The sequence below is a fragment of the Paenibacillus sp. J31P190 genome, from assembly GCF_059692075.1.
Genome location: NZ_JCAUAS010000004.1, coordinates 190,882 through 213,246 on the forward strand (window position 1 = coordinate 190,882; position 22,365 = coordinate 213,246).

Annotated in this window: 15 protein-coding genes; 14 read left to right on the forward strand and 1 reads right to left on the reverse strand. The window is 44.1% G+C overall.

Annotation, left to right across the window (positions count from 1 at the left end; genetic code table 11):
• Positions 1–80: 80 nt before the first annotated feature.
• From AC58U0_RS10715 to AC58U0_RS10750, 8 genes are all read left to right on the forward strand, one after another.
• On the forward strand, positions 81–1,007 hold the full coding sequence (locus AC58U0_RS10715; protein ID WP_497378988.1) for an ArsR/SmtB family transcription factor: 927 nt from the start codon (positions 81–83) through the stop codon (positions 1,005–1,007).
• 226 nt (positions 1,008–1,233) lie between these two features.
• On the forward strand, positions 1,234–2,571 hold the full coding sequence (locus tag AC58U0_RS10720; RefSeq protein WP_497378989.1) for an extracellular solute-binding protein: 1,338 nt from the start codon (positions 1,234–1,236) through the stop codon (positions 2,569–2,571).
• Between the two features lie 79 nt (positions 2,572–2,650).
• On the forward strand, positions 2,651–3,592 hold the full coding sequence (locus AC58U0_RS10725) for a carbohydrate ABC transporter permease (protein ID WP_497378990.1): 942 nt from the start codon (positions 2,651–2,653) through the stop codon (positions 3,590–3,592).
• Between the two features lies 1 nt (position 3,593).
• Entirely contained in the window at positions 3,594–4,400 is an 807-nt protein-coding gene (locus AC58U0_RS10730; protein ID WP_497378991.1) for a carbohydrate ABC transporter permease, read from the forward strand.
• A 3-nt stretch (positions 4,401–4,403) separates the two neighbouring features.
• Positions 4,404–5,435: a hypothetical protein gene (locus AC58U0_RS10735; RefSeq protein WP_497378992.1), complete on the forward strand. Its 1,032-nt coding sequence runs from the start codon at positions 4,404–4,406 to the stop codon at positions 5,433–5,435.
• 77 nt (positions 5,436–5,512) lie between these two features.
• On the forward strand, positions 5,513–7,834 hold the full coding sequence (locus AC58U0_RS10740; RefSeq protein ID WP_497378993.1) for a family 43 glycosylhydrolase: 2,322 nt from the start codon (positions 5,513–5,515) through the stop codon (positions 7,832–7,834).
• 42 nt (positions 7,835–7,876) lie between these two features.
• A complete protein-coding gene (locus tag AC58U0_RS10745; RefSeq protein ID WP_497378994.1) occupies positions 7,877–9,637 on the forward strand; it encodes a glycoside hydrolase family 2 protein in 1,761 nt (586 codons plus the stop codon).
• Positions 9,638–9,937: 300 nt separating this feature from the next.
• Positions 9,938–11,170 (forward strand): MFS transporter, encoded by a 1,233-nt coding sequence (locus AC58U0_RS10750; protein WP_497378995.1) that lies wholly within the window; start codon positions 9,938–9,940, stop codon positions 11,168–11,170.
• 391 nt (positions 11,171–11,561) lie between these two features.
• Here AC58U0_RS10750 and AC58U0_RS10755 read toward each other — a convergent pair whose 3' ends face one another.
• Positions 11,562–13,979: a beta-propeller domain-containing protein gene (locus AC58U0_RS10755; RefSeq protein ID WP_497378996.1), complete on the reverse strand. Its 2,418-nt coding sequence runs from the start codon at positions 13,977–13,979 to the stop codon at positions 11,562–11,564.
• Between the two features lie 489 nt (positions 13,980–14,468).
• Between AC58U0_RS10755 and AC58U0_RS10760 the strand changes: the two genes are divergently transcribed.
• From AC58U0_RS10760 to AC58U0_RS10785, 6 genes are all read left to right on the forward strand, one after another.
• Positions 14,469–16,577, forward strand: a complete 2,109-nt coding sequence (locus tag AC58U0_RS10760; RefSeq protein WP_497378997.1) for a hypothetical protein — start codon at positions 14,469–14,471, stop codon at positions 16,575–16,577.
• 124 nt (positions 16,578–16,701) lie between these two features.
• Positions 16,702–17,811, forward strand: a complete 1,110-nt coding sequence (locus AC58U0_RS10765) for an efflux RND transporter periplasmic adaptor subunit (RefSeq protein WP_497378998.1) — start codon at positions 16,702–16,704, stop codon at positions 17,809–17,811.
• Positions 17,808–18,494 (forward strand): ABC transporter ATP-binding protein, encoded by a 687-nt coding sequence (locus AC58U0_RS10770; RefSeq protein WP_497378999.1) that lies wholly within the window; start codon positions 17,808–17,810, stop codon positions 18,492–18,494. Before AC58U0_RS10765 ends, AC58U0_RS10770 begins: the two co-directional genes overlap by 4 nt.
• Positions 18,494–19,696 (forward strand): ABC transporter permease, encoded by a 1,203-nt coding sequence (locus tag AC58U0_RS10775; protein ID WP_497379000.1) that lies wholly within the window; start codon positions 18,494–18,496, stop codon positions 19,694–19,696. The genes AC58U0_RS10770 and AC58U0_RS10775 overlap by 1 nt, the downstream gene beginning before the upstream one ends.
• 63 nt (positions 19,697–19,759) lie before the next feature.
• Positions 19,760–20,401 (forward strand): 4'-phosphopantetheinyl transferase family protein, encoded by a 642-nt coding sequence (locus AC58U0_RS10780; RefSeq protein ID WP_497379001.1) that lies wholly within the window; start codon positions 19,760–19,762, stop codon positions 20,399–20,401.
• Between the two features lie 85 nt (positions 20,402–20,486).
• Positions 20,487–21,929 (forward strand): alpha/beta hydrolase family protein, encoded by a 1,443-nt coding sequence (locus tag AC58U0_RS10785; protein WP_497379002.1) that lies wholly within the window; start codon positions 20,487–20,489, stop codon positions 21,927–21,929.
• The last annotated feature ends 436 nt before the right edge of the window (positions 21,930–22,365 follow it).

Genomic DNA, 22,365 nt, shown 5'->3' on the forward strand with positions numbered 1-22,365 from the left:
ATCGAATATGCATCCGTGGACGTATAACACCATTTGTTATATGATACATGTATTCATACAAAAATTCGGGAGTGAATACGATGCTAGAGTTAAATATAGAAAATCCAGATGAGCTTGTTCTTGTAGCCCATGCTTTATCCACTGACTTAAGGGTCAACATCATCCAACTGTTAAATACAAAGAAGTTGAATATAAATGAAATTGCTGACGCACTTCAGATTCCTGTATCCACCGCAGCTTCCAATGTGAAGATATTAGAAAAGGCTCGACTCATTGAAACTGAGCTGCTGCCGGCGACACGCGGAGCTATGAAAGTATGTACGCGAACTTACCATGACATTCATATCATATTAAATTCACAGTTCTATCATCTTCAGCCGGATAAAAATTGCTATGAGATCGAAATGCCCATCGGATACTTTACGAATTGCCAGGTGTCGCCTACTTGCGGGATGGCCAATACGGAGAAAATGATTATTCAGGAAGATTCGCCTGCCGGATTCTTCCATCCCGATCGCTTTTCTGCACAAATCATCTGGTTTCGCAAAGGATTCGTTGATTACCGCTTTCCATTGGAACTTCCGAAAGGTGCTAAAATTCAATCCGTCCAGTTCAGTTTTGAAATCTGCTCTGAAGCTCCAGATTATGATAACAACTGGCCATCTGATATTTCGTTTTGGGTGAACGGGGTCGATGTGGGTACATGGACCTCGCCTGGCGATTTCGGAGGGCGAAAAGGGAAGTTAAATCCGGGCTGGTGGGCAGAATCTGCTACCCAGTTTGGATTGCTAAAAACGTTAAGTGTGGACGGTACCATGACCGCAATTGATAACGTACAAGTGTCTTCGGTCAATTTGCATCAATTAGTGCTTGGAAATAATAGCTTCATCGATTTAAGATTAGGCGTAAAAGATGATGCGACACATAAGGGTGGTATTAACTTATTCGGCAACAAATTTGGGGATTACGAACAAGGGATCGTCATGAAAGTGTTCTTTACGGTTTAAATGATGGGAAATGAGGTCATACAAACAATAATGTTGTATTGACCTTCCTTTACGTACAAATAAATTGTAATAATAGAGTGAAAATTTTCTTTATATACAATAATATTAAAATAAACATTGACGTATTGCAATGTAAGCGGTATTATTTTCTCATAAGATACATAAAAATGGTTATAATACAAAATTATTGTTTTGTATCTTTCAAATGAAAAAGGGAGCGATTGAATTGAAAACAAAAAAAGTTTTATCGTCAATGCTAGGCGCCACAATGTTAGTATCCCTAATGGCAGGTTGTTCAAGTAACAGCGGTGGTTCAAGCACAACGCCAGCCAGCACTGAAAAAGCAGCCGAGACGGCGAAAACGGATAATACCGGGGGCAAGAAAACAGAGCTTGTATTCTGGACGTTGTTTGCTGGCGGCGATGGCGAATACATGGATCAGATCATTAGTTCCTTTAATAAATCGCAGGATAATATTTCAATCAAGAACGTCAAGTTGGAGTGGGCAGAATATTACACCAAGCTCGTGACTGGTGTATCTGGCGGTAAAGGTCCGGATATCGGGATTTCCCATACATCTAAATTACCTGAGCTCATTAAGGCGGGGGTTGTATCTGAGCTAGACACGACTGGTAAGGCCATTAATCTCAACTGGGATAACTATAATAGCAATATTTTGAGTTCAGCTACTGTAAATGGAAAGCATTATGCAGTACCGATCGATACGCATCCGTTCATCATGTATTACAATAAGAAGCATTTGCAAACTGCCGGATTGCTAGGCGCTGATGGCAAACCTACAATGGAGTCAGGAGCTGATGGCTTCGTCAAATTCTTAACAACGCTGAAAGATAAGCTTCCTAAAGATGTAACGCCATTCGCTTTTTCTAATAATGCGGATGATCCATACCGATTGTGGTGGGCGCTCTATTCCCAACAAGGCGGAAATGACGTTATTTCGGATGACGGCAAAACACCTGCGATTGATACGGATAAAGCAATTAAAGCTGCAAACTATATTAAGGACTTATATTATACAAGTAAAGTAATTAAACCGCAGGACCCTGATTTTTACAAAACGTTCCAAAGCGGCAAAGGTGCCATCATGATGACAGGCGTGTGGGCTACAGGAACTTGGGAAACGACCAAAGATCTTGATTTCGGTGCTATGCCAATTCCTAATATCTATGGAAATACGAAAACATGGGGAGATTCCCACACTATCATCTTGCCAGTGACCGCGAAGGAAGATCCTAAAAAGCGCGAAGCTGCATTGACGTTTGCCAATTATGTTGCTGAAAAAGGCGGCCAAGTTTGGGCGAAAGCAGGTCACATTCCTGCTAACAAAACGGTTTTCGATACAGCAGAATACAAAGGTCTGAAATACCGCAGTGACTACGCAAGTGTAGCAGCTGATGTGGTATTCCCTAAGGTATCAGACAAAACATGGCCGAAGAATGATGTTTTGAAAAAATATCTGGATGAAATTTGGTTGAATAAAACCCCTACGGATGCTGTGTTTAAGAAGATTGATGGTGAGTTAAAAACGTTGCTCTCTAAATAAATGCCATTAAACCGGATAACAAGCTTGGAGTATCATACTTCAAGCTTGTTACTTTCAAGAAAGAGAGGTGCGACACTGCATGCGTACAAATGAAGCTGATTTGAAGAAAACATCGGTCACCGCCCGTTCACAAACGAAAGCAAGGCAGTGGCAGCTGGACATCCTGGCTTTTCTATTTCTTCTGCCATTTCTGGCCGTATACATCGTGTTTACGATATTCCCGATGATCAAAGGACTGCAGATGAGTCTGTACGACTGGACGCTAATTAAGAAGATGGATTTTGTTGGTCTTAATAATTATATCGCGATGGTACAGGATACAAATTTTTGGCGTGCGCTCTGGAACTCAACGTACTTTGTTATCTTATCTACGCCTAGCATGCTTATATTTGCTCTACTGCTTGCGGTCATTGCCAATCAAAAAACGAGACTTCAGAAATTTTTCCGCAGCGTCTTTTTCTTGCCAAGTGTCCTGTCTGTATCTGTCGTTTCGTATGTAGGTCTTTTTGTTATACAGCCTTACACAGGCTTTCTGAATAATTTACTTAAATTAGTTGGTATTCTTTCTGTCGATCAAGAGATATTCTGGTTGACGGACTCATCACTTGCCTGGATTGCCATTACGGCCATTACACTATGGTGGACTGTTGGGGTTAACATGATTCTGTATTTGTCGGCCATGCAGGATATTCCAGATGATATTTATGAAGCTGGGAGACTCGATGGTGCTTCGGAGAGACAAATGTTTTTTCGAATGACACTTCCACTTCTAGGCCCCATTACAAAAACGATATTACTGCTTCAAATTATTGCTTCTTATAAAGTGTTTTTGCAAATTTACATTATTACACGCGGTGGACCGGGTACAGATACACGGCCAATTATTCAGTATATTTACGAGGAAGGCATCAAAAACAACCATATGGGTTATGCAGCTACTATGTCGTATGCGCTATTTGTCATACTCCTTGTCTTGTCGTTGATCCAACTGAGAATGAGTACGAAGAAGGAGGCGGTCTAAGATGCGGGCTCTTCGCTTGTCCTTATCGGTGCTTCTTGCCCTGTTTTTTCTAGTTCCCATCTCATGGATGCTGATTGTTTCTATAAAAGATGAAGGTATGAAGATTACAGGTGTGCTGGATTGGTATAAACCGCCTTACACCTTTGAGACATATGCGTATATTTTTCAAGAAACGTCTCTGTTAAGGTGGATGTTAAACTCCCTTGTGGTTGCTATCGTCGTTACATTGCTAACGCTGTTGGTTTCTTCACTGAGCGCATTCGCCTTGTCCAAAATCAAGTTCCGTTATCAAAAGTTCATGTTCGTCTTGATCTTGGCTGGTCTTTTGATCCCAGGCGAAGCGATTCTCATTCCGCTTTATCAGGTTGTGAAAGAACTGGGGATGTTAGATTCTTATCAAGGATTGATTTTACCGGCGGTGGCCTCTCCATTCGCAGTTGTTGTACTGAAAAGCTTTTTTGACGCGGTTCCCAATGAGTTGCTTGAAAGCGCTGAGATGGATGGGGGAAGCAAGTTAAGGGTTTACGCCAGTATCGTGATGCCGCTCGCTAAACCTGCCTTGGCCTCCATTGTCATTCTTACGTTTATTGCCCAATGGAACAACTTCCTATGGCCGTTTATCGCAATTACATCAGAAGAACTGTTTACTCTGCCGATGGGGATCCCTACCCTGATGTCCCAGTACTCAGAAGATTATGTAAGACCTATGGCCATTAACTCAGTAGCATCTATTCCTGTCATGGTCGCGTTCTTGTTCTTCGAGCGGCAAATTGTAAAAGGTCTGAGCTTCTCGGGTATAAAGGGGTAATCCATGGATAAAGAAAGAGATTATAGCATCGACATCTTCAAAGGGTTATTGGTCATTGGGATGGTGTACTGTCATATTTTGCAGTTTTTTAGCGATCCTATGATCTTTACGGGAGCACAACGAGTGATCGATGTTGTTAATATTGTCACGTTTACAGGTTTCGTATTTAGTTTCGGTTACGTTGGCCAATTAGCCTATTACAATAAGCCGCTCAAAGCTGTATACGGAAGAATGCTGTCTACTGTGTTGAAAACGTTAATTGCCTTTTATATTTCAGGTACATACTATCGCTTGTTCTTAGATCGAAAGCCCCTCTCTTGGAGCACAATCAAGCCTATTCTGATTCTTCAAGATATTCCTGGTTGGTCAGAGTTTCTGATTTCTTTTTCACTTATCATGTTGGTCGGGTTGGTCTTATTTAAGCCATTAACTTGGTTAGTTGAGCGAAAGTTCAAATTTTGGGTGGTCGTCGTTTTGCTGCTGATTACTACGTATCTACCCTATGATAAAGTGACAGTGAATCAGTTAGGGCTATTGATTGGCACAAGAAAGTTTGCTTCTTTTCCCGTACTGCAATATTTTCCCTACTACTTGATTGGGATGTATGCCGCACGCTACAAGCTGGGGTGGAACTGGAAATTTTTCATTGGTTCCGTCGTCTCCTCAGGCCTATTTATCACGTATGTGATAGCGAAACATGGGCTTCCGGAGCGTTTTCCACCGTCCATATTTTGGATATTAAGCTCAGCATTCTTACTATATGTGTACTTCTTAGTGGCAAAAATGTTTGTAAATAGATTGAGATATACGGGTTTCTTGCTCGTTCTAGGGCAAAATGTGCTGCTATATTTGCTTCTGAGCAATATTATGATTTTTACGTTAAAACATAATCAAGGGCAGCTTCTGTTAAGCACGATGGAATGCCTTTGGTTTGATGTTGGTATTCTTTTACTGATTAGCTTTTTCATCCGGATCACGATAAGTACTAAATTGGGTGCGAAGGTCGCTTTGAAATCGGAAGGTGTAAATCATTGAAGAGATTGGTGAGCGTAATGGTGACGATCTGTTTGGGTATATTTCTAACCTCATGTCAGGGAGAGGGACCTAAGAGAATGGAGCTCGAACGCTGGTGTCAAGTTCCCACCAATAGTAATCCCATGGAGTTAGCTGAAGAGTGGGAGGATTATGGGATTGGCGATCCATTCGTTCTCCGTTACAACGGTATGTACTATTTGTACTGCAGTACCCAGGATGATCAAATTGGAGTAAAAGCGTGGAGTTCTGCAGATTTAGTGAATTGGAAGCCGGAAGGACTCGTTACTGAGGAGCTAATAACAAAAGGGGCGTATGCGCCAGAGGTCGTCTACTGGAACGGTTACTTCTACATGTACACCTCACCGGGAGGCGGCGGTCATTATGTGCTCCGCAGCCAGAGTCCCACAGGTCCTTTTACGGTCCAAACGGATAATTTGGGGATGTCGATCGATGGCTCTGTATTTATTGATGACGATGGAAAATGGTACTTTACACATGCTTCCGGTCGAGGCATTTTGGCTAACGAAATGTCAGATCCTTATACGTTTGGCCCCGATACGCTGATCCCGGAAGCCTATTTGCAGCACTGGACAGAGGGCTCATCGATCTGGAAAAGAGAAGGGAAATACCTCATTACCTATACCGGTAATCATGTCTTCAGCACAGGTTATCGAATTCAATATTCGATTTCTGATCAAGGACCCTTAGGTCCTTATCGGACGCTGGAAAACAATCCATTCGTGATAAGCACGGACGATAAATTTAATGGACTAGGTCACAGTTCTACTGTTCTAGGGCCGGATCTGGATTCCTATTATTTGGTGTATCACAATCTGGAAGGCGCATCGACGTCAGGCCCGCCAGTACGCAAGCTGAATATCGACCGTTTGCAGTTTAATGGGGATCGTATGTCTCTACTCGGTCCTACCTTCGCGATGGTCCGCCCTGTTGCCAAAATGCCTGACTTTTCGGCCAAAGAAGTGGTTCCCGGAAGTACGGTTGGTTGGAAACAAGAGCAATTACGTGATAAAACGATTGTCGTGAGTAACACTAAAACGGAACAGGCATTTACAGCTGAGTATAATTTTCACGCATTGTCGACTGACGACAGTTCTTCCCATATTGGCGTTGTATTTGCATACGAGAATGAGCGAAATTTTATGTTTACGGACGTAGATTCACAAAGTCATGAGCTAGTCGTACAGATGGTTAATGAGGGTAAGATAGTCCTTGAGGGTAAAGCTCAAATCCCAAAGGACACGGACCTAACCAAACTACATACGATTCGAGTAATAAGTGTAAATGGCAAGATTCAGGTTTATTGGGACAATATGCATAAGCTAGAGGTAGATAGGCAGATTGCCGGAGGTAAAATGGGTTACATCTATGCTTCTGCATCGAAGTCCGCTCCTGCTATGTTGTTCACGGCTTATAGCAATGATGCGGGTGGAAGCAGTGATTATGAAACCGTCAAGCCTGTCCCAGGCAGTATTGAAGCCGTACATTATTTGAAAGATAAGAACCGTGGCTATTCAGATACCTTAGCCAATGAGCATCGAGGAATTGCAGCGGATGATGACAGTATGGCAGCTGTTTTGCCGAAGGCCGGAGATTGGCTGCAGTACCCTATACAGGTGAAGCAGGCAGGAACCTACGGCATAGATTTGGATTTGCTGCCATCGGATGCGGAGACAACGATAGAAATAACTGCTGGAGCAGAAAAGCAGCGTTTTATCATACCAAAGCGCAACAAAGCTGATCAAACTTGGGAACGAACCCGCATCGGGAGTATGGCATTGAAAGAAGGCTACGCAAACCTGAAAATCAAAGTTGTCCAAGGTTCGCTTTCGTTCAAGACGATGACGTTCTATCCGGGTGATGAAGCGTTCTCTCCAATAGACAATGTGCCTAAAGGGATGGTGGGCATGTGGATTCCTGTAGATGGCGGTTATGAAACTCGCTCTCACGAATATATAAAAACATTCGCGGGAAGTGAAGACTGGACGGATTACCGGATGGATGCGGAGTTCCATTTCCCCACGATACCGACAAGCGATGCAGGCATGCTGATCAGATCTGTTCATGAATCTTACTATCCGCATCAAGTGCAAGATGCCTTCACAGGTTATTATGCGTCTGTGAACCAAGATGGACTAACGCTTAAAAAAGTAAATTACGGAAAACAGGAGATTTTGAAAACCGTGCCTTTAACGATTCAAAAAGATACGAGTTATCGAATGAGCGTACAGGTTACCGGCAATCGAATACGTGTATATTGGAACGGATCAGCGGATCCTGTTCTCGATTATCAGGACCCGAGAGCTTATACACATGGCAAAATCGGTCTACTTTCCAACCATTCCGATATTATTTTTCATAAAGTTTCTGTTTCGAAGTGAAATGCGCAGTTGTAAATATAGAGAAGATAGAGGAGTGCAGATATGACAACTAAGATGTATATCAAAGATTATCCAAGACCGCAATACGTTCGTGATTCTTGGCTCAATTTGAACGGGGAATGGGATTTCCGTTTTGACGATGAGAATATAGGAGAAATCGAAAAGTGGTATAAACAGCTTAACGGAGATCGCAAAATAACCGTTCCTTTCACTTATGAAACGAAGGCGAGCGGGATTGGAGAAGAGAAGTTTCACCCGAATGTATGGTATGAGCGTGCTTTGGATATCCCGAAGGAGCAAGAAGGGAACCGAGTTATCCTTCATTTTCAGGCTGTAGATTATTTAGCTAAGCTATGGGTTAATGGCGTTTTGGTCGGACAACATCAAGGCGGGTATGCAGCTTTTTCTTTTGACATTACACCCTATCTGCAGTTTGGCGAATCCAATACCCTCGTGTTGAAAGCGGAAGACTCACAAAGCTGCACACAGCCAAGAGGCAAACAGCGCTGGGTTGATGATAATTTTGAGTGCTTTTATGTGCAGACAACAGGCATTTGGCAAAGTGTGTGGGTAGAGTATGTAGCGGCCTCGTATATAAAATCTGTTAAGATGACGCCTGATCTCGATAATTATTCCGTTCGCTTTGATTATCAGGCACACATAGCTGCCAAATCGAAACAACTCCGTCTGGAAACTCGAATTAGCTTGAAGGATGAAGTTCTTAAGCAAACGAGTCTCATTATCGATCGCCCGTGGCTCCAACTGGATATGAATTTATTACACGAAGTGAACGGGCCTTGGAAGGTTCGAACATGGTCACCGCAAAACCCGAACTTATATGATGTGGAATTTATCCTGTATGAAGATGATATCATCATTGATCATGTGTATTCTTACTTCGGTATGAGAAAAATTTCGATTGAAAAAGGAAAAGTACTCCTTAACAATACGCCGATATATCAACGTCTTATTCTTGATCAGGGTTACTGGCCAGACAGTCACTTAACTCCACCATCGGAGGAGGCGTTGATTGAAGACATTGATGCAATTTTGGCGATGGGTTACAACGGGGTAAGGAAGCATATGAAAATTGAGGATGCCCGATTCCTTTACTGGTGTGATGTGAAAGGCGTGCTCGTCTGGTCCGAAATGGCGGCAACTTTTGAGTTTAACGATGATGCGATTGAAACATTCACATCGGAATGGACAGAAATCGTCCGCCAGCAGTACAATCACCCTAGTATCGTGACATGGGTACCTTTTAATGAATCATGGGGGATCGCACAAATTTACACCAACTTGAGACAACAAAAGTTTACGGAAAGCATCTATCATTTGACTAAATCATTAGACCCGTATCGGCCTGTTATCGTAAATGATGGCTGGGAACACACCGTTTCTGACATCTTGACATTACATGATTATGAGGAGAAAGGCTCTGCCTTCTTAAAGCGTTATACAGACAAAGATGGACTGCTGAACAACGAATTCTCATTCAATAAGGGGAAATATGCCATGGCCCAAGGATACGCCTATCGCGGCCAACCGATTATGATCACTGAATTCGGAGGTATTGCTTTTAATACAGGGAAAGGCTGGGGCTATGGGAATCAGGTTGAGAATGAGGAAGCCTTTATCGAGCGTTTTAGAAATATTACACAAGCGATTAAAGATACAGATTACATTAGTGGATATTGTTACACTCAAATAACCGATGTTCAACAGGAAGTCAACGGATTGCTTACAGAGGATCGGAAGCCTAAGATACCACTCGAACTAATAAAAGAGATTAATCTTGCTTAGGTTTAAAAAGAAGGACATGGCTTGTTTGTGGAGCCATGTGCTTTTTTTTGACTGAGTATGATAAATTTGTTAAGACGAACGGTACTCCGTTGTAGATCCTGTAATGGGAAAGCAAGCGAAATCCGTGGTCACTCTCGGATTAGGCTTGCTTTTTGTGTTGGTGTAGGTAGCAACATCGAGTGGCGATCGCCTGAGCGTTGTCAAGAGATCTACTTAGGAAACTTGTTCTAATAGACACCTACCGAACGTACGTGCTATAATTGGAAGATTCTGAGTATCATCATAGATTGGAGATTAGGTATGAATCATTCGTTACTTCGGAATCGGACATTTGTTTTCATGATGATCGGAGAAGCCATTCAAGGCGCAGGTATTTGGACAAGCATCATTGCTAATTTGCAATTTATGCAAAGCCACGTCCCGTCGGATTTAGGCAAGAGTTTGATCTTGATGTGTGGTTTATTTCTCGGTGTACTCATTTCGCCGCAAGCCGGGGTGTGGGCAGACCGCTATGATAAGAAAAAAATATTGTTTATATCAGGGCTTGTCCGCTGTCTGGCTCCGATTGTCATGTTTGCGGCTATACACTACCAATCCGTCGCCATCATGCTCTTGTCCGTCGTCATCATGCAAGTAGCGGCAACTGTTTATATGCCTACCGTACAAGCAGCACTGCCTTCCGTCGTTCCGGCCTCCGAGCTGCTTAAAGCGAACAGCTTAAACTTTAACGTGATTACAATAGCGAGAATAGGAGGCACTGCAGTAGCAGGTATATTGGTATCCATGATGAATTTGTACACGGTCTACGCGCTGTCGCTTGCTTTTTATGTCATCCTCGTGATGCTTATTACACAATTGAGGATTCCCAATACTGCGGATTCCGCGGCTGCAAGAAAGCAGGAGAAAATCCGCTTTACGGAGTTATTTCCGCTCATTCGGGCAGAACCGTCAATATTCATCGGACTTATCAATAGCGGGGTTATTACTTTGTTTCTGGGCGGTTTTAATTTGCTTGTACTGAAGTTTAGTCAAATTCAGCACAAACCGGAACTGATGGGCTGGATCTATTCTTTAGAAGGCACCAGCATTTTGATTGCAGGAATATTCGCAAAGCGTGTGATCGGTATGCGGAATCTGGTAACCAGCTCTACGTTGTTCATGTTACTATTTGCGCTTGCTTTTGCAGGAATGTCCTTCAGCGAGAGCAGCTATGCGGTTCTTGGCTCCTTCGTTATGTTCGGTTGCGCAGTCGCTTTTTTCTTTCCGATGGTATCCACATTATTCCAAATCAAAGTGCCCAAAGAAGCACAAGGCCGCTTTTTCTCATTTCGAGGCATGCTTGACCGCGTCATGTTCCAGATTTCGCTGCTAGCGACCGGCGCTTGTCTCGATTGGTTCGGGATCTCCACATTTTTACTTACGCTCGCCATTCTTACAATATCGAGCGGGATCTTGACGTTGTTCATAGCCAAACGAAAATCAATGGACGTCCGGCAACAGATCCCTATAGACACCGTTGCGGGCGGGAAATAAATCAATCTAGAGAACGAACAAGGGGCTATCCCAAAAGTTCATTATGAACTGGGACAGCCCTTTTATTTTGATTATAATAGAAAGTCACCCCGAACACTATTTAGAGGAACGTAGGGCCGCTATTTCGGGAAATATGCGAATAAAATCGTATAAGAGGAACGTGAGAGCGCTATTTGATCAAAAGTGGCGATTCGGAGACAAAAAACCGTGAAATAACGCCTCCTCGTTCCTCTTCCTCATCATTTCGGGTGTTTTTCAACCCAATAACGCGTCTACGTTCCCTCGGTAAGTTCTAGTTACCAAACCATAGCACGTTACAGTACGATCAAAGTGCCTGCCATCACTCCAAAAACGCCTTTTGAGACAGCCCCTTTATTCGTCGTGACAAGGACTACGGAATGACCACCGAGTTCTTTTCCTTCAGCGTGCTGAGGTCGTTCGCTTTGATCAATCCGTTGGAGACGGTGTAAAGCGTATCACCGATATAAAGAACACGCTGCACCTGTTTATCCCCGGCATGAACGTACTGTCCGGCTTTTTGCAGATCTTCCGGTGATAGATGGGTTATGCCTCCACGGAACTGGAAACCTTTTTCTAAATCGAGGTTGTAGACGTACGCGCCTTGGAAAGCAAAATTGCCGTATGCGCTAGCTGGCATTTTCGGATTGTTCGTCGTCTGACTCGGATCGACTTTCATTACGTTAACGGGGAAGGAAAGTAGATTTTTTTCCTTGTTAAAGAGCAGTGCACGGTGATTGTGCAGCAGCTCGGAATCCGTGCCGCGGTCACCGATTAGCTCCTTAAATTTCTCCTTCGGATTATTCACATCGGTAACATCGAACAGTGCCACTTTCATGCCCTGGTAGTAGGCAATGGATTGCGGTCCATTCGGATTTTTGTTGTCGACCTCTATTGTATCTTTCCCGAAGCCAATAATGTGGTTTTCATCATAAGGATGCAGATAATCGCTGTAGCCAGGAATCTTCAATGCACCTAACAATTTCGGTGCAGCGGGATCCTTTAAATCCATGACAAATAGCGGATCGGTGTTTTTGAAGGTAACCATGTAAGCCCGGTCGCCCATGAAGCGGGTGGAATAAATCCGCTCTCCTGGAGCGATGTTCTCGATCTTGCCTTTCTCTTTCAGGTTCCCGTCAAGTATGAAAACATGATTCTTCGAGATCCCATCATCCGTCCGACCCATTTCTCCTGTAGTTGTAGCAAGCCGGAAATGGCCGTTATACTCATCCATAGAAAATTGATTGAGTAAGCGTCCGGGCACCTTGCCTGTATTTTTGTACGCTGCTTTTCCTGCGTTCAGCCCGAATTGATAAATGATCGTTTCTTGCTTAGGAAGTTCATATGGTTGACTGTCTTCGTTTGGCTCACCGATTCGTATGCCTTGTGCAGGAGCACCAGCGGGTATCCTCAGTGGCTGGATTCGCATCTGTTCATAATTCGTCACGGCCATATACAAGTTCTCTTCGGATGCGTACACGTTCTGGCCGGAGCCGAGGTAAGAAGTAACATTCATCGTCTGCTTCAGTTCATTCAGATTGATGCCTCCGATGAGCACGTAGTTAGGCTCCAGAGCTTTCGGCAAGTAATAGACCTGATTGAGCGGAATAGAAGTAAAGGAATCGCCTGCCGCTGAATCCCGATAAGCAGGAGTTAGGGCAGTTTTCGCTTTTTCTTTATCCGCCATTTCTCGGTACTGGTAGTAATTCACGTACTTATTGGAGATAAAATAGAGCGACGATCCGATTTTGCGGGAAGAAACGTAGTTTCCTTCAAGCTCAGCTTCCTTCATAAGCTTCAGGCTGCTCCGATCGGTGAGGTCGTAAACCATGACCTTCGCGGTTCCCTGTGACCTCATCGGCAGGATCATTTTCATCGCAGTGGCGCCGTCTGCACCATCATAAGGGATTGGTTGATAGTTCTGATAAGAATTACCAAGCACGATCAGATGCTTGTCATCCACGTAGATTTCACTTGGCTGGAATTGAGTGTCTTGATTTCCCGGGAAATCAAGAATGCTCAGTACTTTCATCTGATCGGCGGGATAAGCCTGAGTGACTACGATACGCTGCTTGTTTACCGAATAGATATACGTTCCATCTGTCTTGACGACATCGGATTCATCCACGCCCTGCACTTGCACATTCGTGCTGGAGTAGCCGGGTGCCGCTTCCCTGGCCGAATCTTGGACTGCAACTGCAGCACCGGCACTAGCTGGAGCCGAAGCGATACCGGAGGTGGTTTCAGATTTAGCTTGTTTGGTTAGTAAACTAACTCTGGCGGACCTACTGCTCTCATTCTGCGTCAAAAGTGTGACCAAGTGGTCATAGGTACCGACTACAGGCAAGCTGTCCGCCTGCTTCGTGATGTTCACTGAGCTGGTGGCCGAATCCCAGCGAACAACTTGATTTGCGCTTTCCATAAAGAAGCGCAGCGGAACGTACATAGAACTATTTACCATTTGCGTGCTGCCGTAAATGGTGTTTGCTTTACCGTTCACGTAGGCAAAATCCGAATTCAACGGCAGCCTAAGCTCGTACCCGTTTCCAGTAACAACGGCAAGCCGCTCGGCTTCATTCCATGTCACTTCTAAACTTAAAGCCTTTGCAAGATCCCGAACAGACGCCATTAGAATACCGTCTATTAATTTAGGCTGCAGTGAGAACGTGATCGGCTGGCCCTCTAACCGGACAACTGGTGCCTGATCGGCGTTAGTGGTAGCGGGGGCAAAGGCGGACGTTAAGATCGTAGCGGATAGCAGGAGGCCGGCGGCCAAAGCTTTTTTCTTCATCTTTTTCATCCTTTTCATGTGTTTTGAGGATTTCCATTATTTTCATCTATATCCTCTTAACGGATGAGCTTTCTGATTTGTTTCAGTGGTTCGAAAATATTTTTCGGTTTTGACTATGGTTTAATCTATACTAGGAATTTACAGGAAATGATGAATATGGCATTTACAATTAATCTATTTGTATTTAATACGGTGTAAATAAAAAGAGATTAAACTAATCACATGGATCAGTCGTGAAGGGAGACAAGTTGGTTGGTAAAATTGCAACCTCCTTTTATCAGTACAATTGGCTTAATTCGCTAATAGTCAAGATTTACTTCATAAATTCCAAGTAACCATAGTCAAGGAGCACGCTTTCGCAGTTGCTCCTTTTTAATTGTTCAGCTAGAGTACGCTGGTTAAAAATGAAGTAATTATGAAGCCAGAGGATTATCGCTAATTGTAACGAATACTTTCAAAAAATCCCTAAAATGGAGAAAGGATGAAATTATGGTTATGAAGTCGCCTATCTTGAAATTGGCAGCATTGGCTTTTTCTATTTCACTCACTCTAAGCACTGTAACATCTGCTATTGCTTATGGGGAGGGATCCGCTAACATTGGAAAGGTCTCCATTTCGGAGCAAAGTTACTTTGAATTAAAGCAAATTCATTTGACGACATCTCAGAACAGTAAGCTGGCTGTAATCCAAATATCGATTCACAATGGAGGCAGCAGCGCATTAAAAGTGATCGATTATTGGATCCGCTTAAAAAGCAAATCGGGCAGCCAATTCCCCGCACGCTCACTTCCTTCTGATAAAGACAAGACTTACGTTGCTCCAGGCTCGAGTGTGGATATGACTTATTATGCGAACGTGAATGAAAACACGCAGCTTCAAGATTTGGTTGTAGAGTTTATGAACTGGGATTTTAACCGCTCCAATTTCGAAAGAGTACTGGGTCAGGTCGCCGTACCCGACGCTTACACGGACGTGACTCCGTCACAAGGGAGTTCAATCGTTCAAGTAGGAGACACGGAAGTGATGGCTTCGATCAAGAAGCTCGTCAGCAACAAAAACGAAAAATATCATGTACCAACCGTTTATTTAACGCTTGAGAATGTCGGCACAACGGCGGTTACAATTCCTTCCTACCTATTTTCGATTCGCACGCCGGAAGGACTTCTGTATCCTTTGGAAGCGAAAGGACTCAAGGATTTAGTTATCAAACCGAAAGAAAGCAAAGAAATCCAGTTATCCGGAACGATTCCGATTGCCGTTTCTTCGAATCATTGGGAGCTTGTCATAACGGAGACTGCCACTGATTTGAAAATCAACCTGCCTGTGGCCGCATTTCAGCTTCCTGACGCAACCTTGAATCAAGGCGGTTCCATCGGCAAAGCGTACTCTTTCACAAGCAAATCCGGCGTTTATACCGCTGAAATGAATGCTTTATACCGGCTCCCATGGGAAGATCAGGATCTAGTGAGCGCAGATATGACTTTAAGCAATAAAGGTCCGGATACACTGTCCATACCGAACTTGACCGGATACTTTCTTCTAGACGATGCGGTAAAAATCGAAGCCACTGTCGTGCAAACGGCGAATGAAGTCGGTATCGCATCCGATTCGTCCCTGAATTTGCAAATGATTGGTAAAATTCCTTATACATCGAAGTATTCGCGAATGAAGTTGGTGCTGCAGGAGAAAGAAAGCGACACGGTCACAACGGATGTCGTTGAGTTTACCAGTCAATCCGAGCTGCAGGCGATTCCCTTCCACAGTTTGGATCAGCCGTACACCCTTGACGATGCGGGTAGAAAAACCGGCTTTAAGATCCGCAGCCTTAATCGCTATACAAGCCAGACAAGCTCATTGGTTATCGCACAAGTAGAAGCGACGAATATGGAGAAAAGATATACGGCGCCCATAAAGCTAGTCGCTCATTTCAGGGCAGCTGACGGAACGGTGCTTCCAGCTTCGGTTGCCGAAGTCAAAAATAAAGTAAGTCCGAATGGCACTGCACTGCTGAACGTATCGGCTTCGCTCCCTAAAGGGTTTTCGACGGAAAACATGCACCTGATTATCGGTGAGTCCGTAACGGAAGGTAAGCTGACGGAAAGCGGCGGCAAACCCGATTCTTACGTGAAACCCGTGGCGTTCATGCTTCCTGAAGCGAAGGCTGATGTGAAGGACTCACTGAAGAACGTTATCGTATACCCTTATCAGATTTCACTCTATCAATTTGGATCAATGGTCGAAAACAGCACGTTTACCCTTAAATTCAACTATGAAATCAGTCGCGAGGGCTATCTGGAAACGAATGTAGACGGACATAAGCTTGTGCTTGTATTCGAAGACGGAGGCGGTCAAAAGTCATTTGAGAAATCGTTCGAGATGAAGGATTTCGATCCAGTCGAAGGTGAAACGCCCGAAACAGTGGGGACGAAGCTGAAAATCGGCAAACACGAGAACTTTAAAATACTAGTAACGGATGCCGATTTGATATTCAAATCTTCCTTCTTGAAACAGTATAAGCTTAGTTTATTTGATGAATTTCAAGGGCAAAGAAAGCTATTGGCGACCCAAAAGGCGGACTGGTTCATTACAACGGACTAAAGTATGGAGCATTTGAATCGGAGCGTCAGGGTCGTCGCATTTATCTCAATAAAACCTTTATTTGGAAATAACACACAGAAAACATAAAAAGGCTAATATAATCTTGAATGGGGAGAGAATGATCGTGTTGAGAAAAGCGCTTTGGGGAGTATTGATTGTCGTCCTTTTGGTTGTTGCAGTACTAGTTACAGGTGTATTTACCTCAAAAGGTAGTACGGCGGTTGCCGTAAAAGTCTCCACAACAAAAGAAGGGAACATAACGAAACAAGTATACGCGAACGGTAAGATCGAGTCTAAAGTCATTAAGGAACAATTTGTAACATCTGGCGGTATTATTGAGAAGATTCACATCAATAAAGGTGATCCTGTCAAAAAAGGTCAAGAGCTGCTCACCTTGTCTACGACGGATTTGGATGCGAAGCTGAAGCAAGAGAGGCATCTACTTCAAGTGAATCTCGCTGAGAAGGAGAAGTTTCTGAATGATCAGGAAAAGGTGAGAAAGCAAACGTTTGAAACGGCGAAAAAAGAAATGAGCGAAACGGGTTCATCTTCGAGTTTGGAATCTTTTGACGGAAATAGTGCTGCTGATGTGAAATTGTACGATCTAAAAATTCAAGACGCGCAGTCCAATATCGATGACATCCAAAAAAAGCTTGAAAAGAATCAATTACTTGCTGATATTGACGGGATTGTGACGGGGATTTCCGTCAAAGAAGGACAAGAAATCGCACTTGGCACGTCATCATTTATGATTACGAATGTGTCTCAATTACAGATTAAAGCGAACTTGGCGGAAAACGAAGCCAACCTGGCTAAAGTAGGGATGAAGGTTCAGGTATCGGGCGACGCATTTACGAATACCTATGCAGGAACCATTTCGTATATTTCTCCGGTCGCCGTCACTTCCGAGCTGGATGCGAAGGAGTCAGTCGTTGAATTCAGGGTTGATCTCGAACAGCCGGATGTAGAGCTTCGTCCAGGATATAAAGCTACCGTTCAAATAACGATAGAGAACGTTGCTCACCATATCGTACCTCTTAGCGCTGTAAAGCGGGAGGGTCAGCAATCTTACGTATTTAAGGTTGTCGAGAATAAAGCCGTTCGAACCAACGTTAAGCTTGGGGAGGAAAACGACGAATTTATCGAAATACTCGAAGGGCTGCAACCAGGTGACCAGGTTATCGAAGGACCTTCCGCAGACGTGAAAGAAGGCGTGCAGGTGGTAATAAAATGATCGCATTGGAGGGAATTCATAAAGTTTACCGCAATGGCTCCTTGGAGGTTCAAGCCCTTAAACCGACGAATCTGACTATCGAAAAAGGGGATTACGTAGCGATTATCGGACCTTCGGGATCTGGGAAATCGACGCTTATGAACATTTTGGGCTGCTTGGATATTCCTAGCGGCGGCACTTATAAGTTGGATCGTCAAGAAGTCCAATCGTTGACGGAAAAAGAATTAGCCAAGGTTCGGAATAAGAAGATTGGGTTCGTGTTTCAAAATTTTAATCTGCTCGCCAGACAATCTGTTCAGAGCAATGTGGAGCTCCCGATGCTGTACGGTGGCGTTGCATCTTCAGTTCGTACGGAGCGGGCAAGCAGCTTGCTGGAGAAAGTCGGCTTGGGAGGGCGCGTGCATCACCGCCCTAGTGAATTGTCCGGCGGGCAAAAGCAGCGTGTCGCGATAGCGAGAGCGTTGACGATGAATCCATCCATACTGCTGGCCGATGAGCCGACTGGAAACTTGGATCAAAAATCGTCTCATGAGATTATGGCTCTATTCACTCAGCTGAACAATGAAGGGTCTACGGTGATTGTCATCACCCATGAAATGGACATTGCCGAGCATGCCAAACGCATACTCCGCTTCGGAGATGGGGAAATCATCGAAGATCGCCGAAAGGGAAGTGAGCGATAGTGAGTATATGGAAAAATCTTTTGATTTCCTTGGACAGCTTGAGAGTGAATAAACTGCGTTCCTTGCTTACGATGATCGGTATTATCGTTGGTGTGGCATCCGTCGTCTTGGTTGTATCCATCGGTCAAATTGGTAAAGGCTCCGTCGTATCGGAGCTAGCTAAATATTCCCCCGGCGTTTTCTTCGTAACGCCATCCTCGAGCGCAACAAAAGCCGATAAGATCCAAATAACGATGACGGATTTAAAGCAGGTGAGCAGGCTGGAAGGCGTTCAAGCAGCTTCAGGCTCATTAGGCATGACCATGACTTCCAAATCGGGGGACACGGTGATCACTTTTAACGTGACAGGCACGTTTGCGGACATCATCAAATTTATGAACTTGAAAACGGAAGCGGGCCGTTTTTTTACCGTAAGCGAACAAAAGTCGCGCCAAAAGGTGATCGTCGTAGAGTCGGACTATGCCACCAGTCAGTTTGGCTCCGCAGATCAGGCTGTAAACCGAAAGATCACGTTGGATGGGAATAAATACGAGATCGTTGGCGTGTACAAATCCGATAAATCGATTTTATCCGGGCTGGATGGTAATATTTATTCCGCTTATATGCCTTATGATTCCTTGCCCCTGCTCAAAGAGGGCACTAACAATGAACTGGATTCACTGATGGTGATTGCAAACACCACGGATACCATGCAAAAGGATAAGGCCGGAAAAGCGATAACGAGCCATTTAGCCAAAGCGCATAACGCAGAAAACGGTGATTATGAAGTTCAGAAGGTAGAGGATTTCCAGAAAAACCTCGATGTTGTATTTAATGTCATGCAGATTCTCATTGGTTCCATTGCGGGTATTTCCTTGCTAGTCGGCGGTGTCGGCGTCATGAATATTATGCTAGTGTCCGTTACGGAGCGCACGAGGGAGATCGGTACCCGCAAAGCAATCGGAGCTACGCCAGGGCTGATTTTACAGCAGTTTATGATGGAAGCGATCATTCTTTGCTTGCTTGGCGGGTTGGTTGGTATTTCAATCGGCGTATTAGGTTCGTTTGCCTTTTCGCTTATCACCAAGTGGCAATTCATTTTGTCAGGTTGGACGATCGTGATCGCTTTTGGATTTTCCACTTGTGTAGGCCTGTTCTTTGGTTGGTATCCCGCTAAAAAGGCGGCCAACATGCAACCTATTGAATCATTAAGATACGAATAAGCTTAGTAGGAGGGTTTATATCTGCTCAAGCTGCAGGTTTTTGCTATACATCTGTCTGAAGAGTTGGATAGACAAAAGTTTGGCCGGATGTTTAATCAATTATCGCTGGAGAAGCAGAGTAAGGTCCGGCGGATGTTAAAATATGATGATGCTGTTCGCTCGTTGGTGGGGGAGTTGTTGGTCAAATACGCGATTGGAATAACGACGAAGCTGCCTCGGCATCAGATCCGTTTTGGCATGAATGCCTATGGCAAACCCCGCCTTGTCGGCACAGATTCCATCTACTTCAATGTTTCACATTCTGGAGACTGGGTCGTCTGCGCCATTGATTCAGATGCTGTAGGAATCGATGTTGAGAAGATTCATTCGATTGATATGCAAATCGCTCGTCAATTTTTCTCTATAGCGGAGTATGAGCAAATGATGACTTTGCCTGCCTCGCATCGTTTGACCTATTTTTTTGACATTTGGACGCTAAAGGAAAGCCTGATCAAAGCAGACGGGAGAGGGCTTAGCCTTCCTTTGGATTCGTTTAGCATCCACAAGCAAGGTTCCGATATTCAGCTGATCGCCGGAGACGAAATAAGAAAATACCAGTTTAAACAATACGAGATTGATCCGGCCTATAAACTATCCTTATGTGCGATATCCGGGTATTTTCCTGATAAGGTCAATCACGTTAACGTCGACTTGCTCGAGACATAAATTACCAATCCTATCCGAATTCTTATATTTATATTATGTGCGCAATTGGAACATAATGGTAAAGATAATCGGAAGGGAGGGCTCCATGCGAATATGCGAGATCATGATGCTTGTAAGCACTGTAATGCTATGGATCGTTGATAGATGGGGAAGACGAAAAGTCATTGACCTGGCATGCAGCTTGGCTATAGGTATTGCACTGCTTCATTTCATTTTCGAAGGCTACAGATGGCAAATGGTTCCGCTCTACGGTTTAATGGCAGGCTATATGTATTATTTGTTTGCAAAGGCAAGGCGCCATAAAGAGCGAAGCAAGCGGACCCATATAATTTGGAGCTTTCTGCTGGCGTTCTTATTGGCAATTTCTGCGATACTGCCCATTCTGCTTCCCGTATTTAAAATCGATGCACCATCCGGTCCTTACTCGGTAGGAACAGTCACCTATCATTGGACCGATGCGTCAAGAGAGGAAATATTGACGGACACTCCGAATGATCGACGGGAGCTTCTTGTTCAATTATGGTATCCTGCTCAAATCGATCAGGCCTCCTCTAAGGCACTTTATATACCTGAGTATCGTCAGTTTGGGCAAGCAATGCAGCGGGAATACAAGATTCCTGCATTCATTTTCCAGTATTTGCGCCATGTAAAAACAAATTCTTATGCGGCGTCTCCGCTCTCTGCAGAGCAAGCCCAATATCCGCTCATTGTGTTCTCTCATGGGCTGCCAGGCACGAGGTTTACGAGTACGAATCAAATGGAAGAACTGGCCAGCAACGGTTATCTTGTTGCCGCGATTCAGCATCCCTACTATGCGATGACTACGGTGTTTCCTGATCAGCGCATCGCTCCCAAGACGAAAAAGCTTCCTGCCGTAATTGACATTGACGGTTGGGATCGAATGATTGAAGTCTGGGTGAAGGATGCTCAGTTTGTACTGGACCAATTCGAAAAGATGAATAAACAAGACCCTCAGGGTCTGCTAACCGGAAAAATAAACTTGGATAAAATCGGCATGCTGGGCCATTCCTTTGGAGGGGCGGCAACGATCCAAACGCTCTATGCGGATCAACGGCTAAAAGCAGGCATCAACATGGATGGAACTCCTTTCGGCAAAACCATTGTAAACGGCCTGAAACAACCATTCATGCAGATGAAGACGGAGTCTGTAGAGACGAACAAGGATGTGGAACCGACCGAACAGCAATTGGCGAAGATCGGAGTTACTAAACAAGCATACGACAAATATAAAACGGAGATACCGATTCGAAATCGCGCCATGTTCGGAAGCGGCGGCGGTTATGCGGTAACCATCCGTGGGATCAAGCATATGAGCTTTACGGACTACTATTTATGGTCCCCTGGGCTGCGCCTCATGGATGGCTTGAAATTGCCCCCCATACAGGAACGGCATATGATTAATAGCTACGTGCTCGCATTTTTCGAGAAGTATTTGAATCAAAAGTCATCTACTATTTTGGATGAACCGATACCGCCATTTAATGAAGTAACCGTTGAGAAAAAATGATGCCATAACGCTCCGGAATAAAAAACGAATGATTCGCAAACGTGAACGGTGACCCGAAAGCTGGACACTTTGAAAAAAGTGACCTCTATCGGGTTTTTTTAAGTTAATAATCGATGAATAAGAACGGTTGAGGTAGTTGGAGTGCCATACAGGCCATTTCGCGACAAATAGGATTGAATTGTTGCACAAACTACAACTCTTACTAGCAAAATAGCCATTTGGCATGTGAATTGTTGGAGAAACTACAACATTGGTAATCGTTTTTCGGGAGCACATCGAAGTCGCCAAGCTAACTGTGGTTAAAGCTTACTTTGAGCGCTTTGAACTCATTATATCGAAGTAGCAATCGTTATCAATGGACATTAAAAAAGATGACTCCCGGCGAATACCGGAGCCATCTTTTAGCAGCTTAATCTAGGGTCTCTCTTTAAAATAT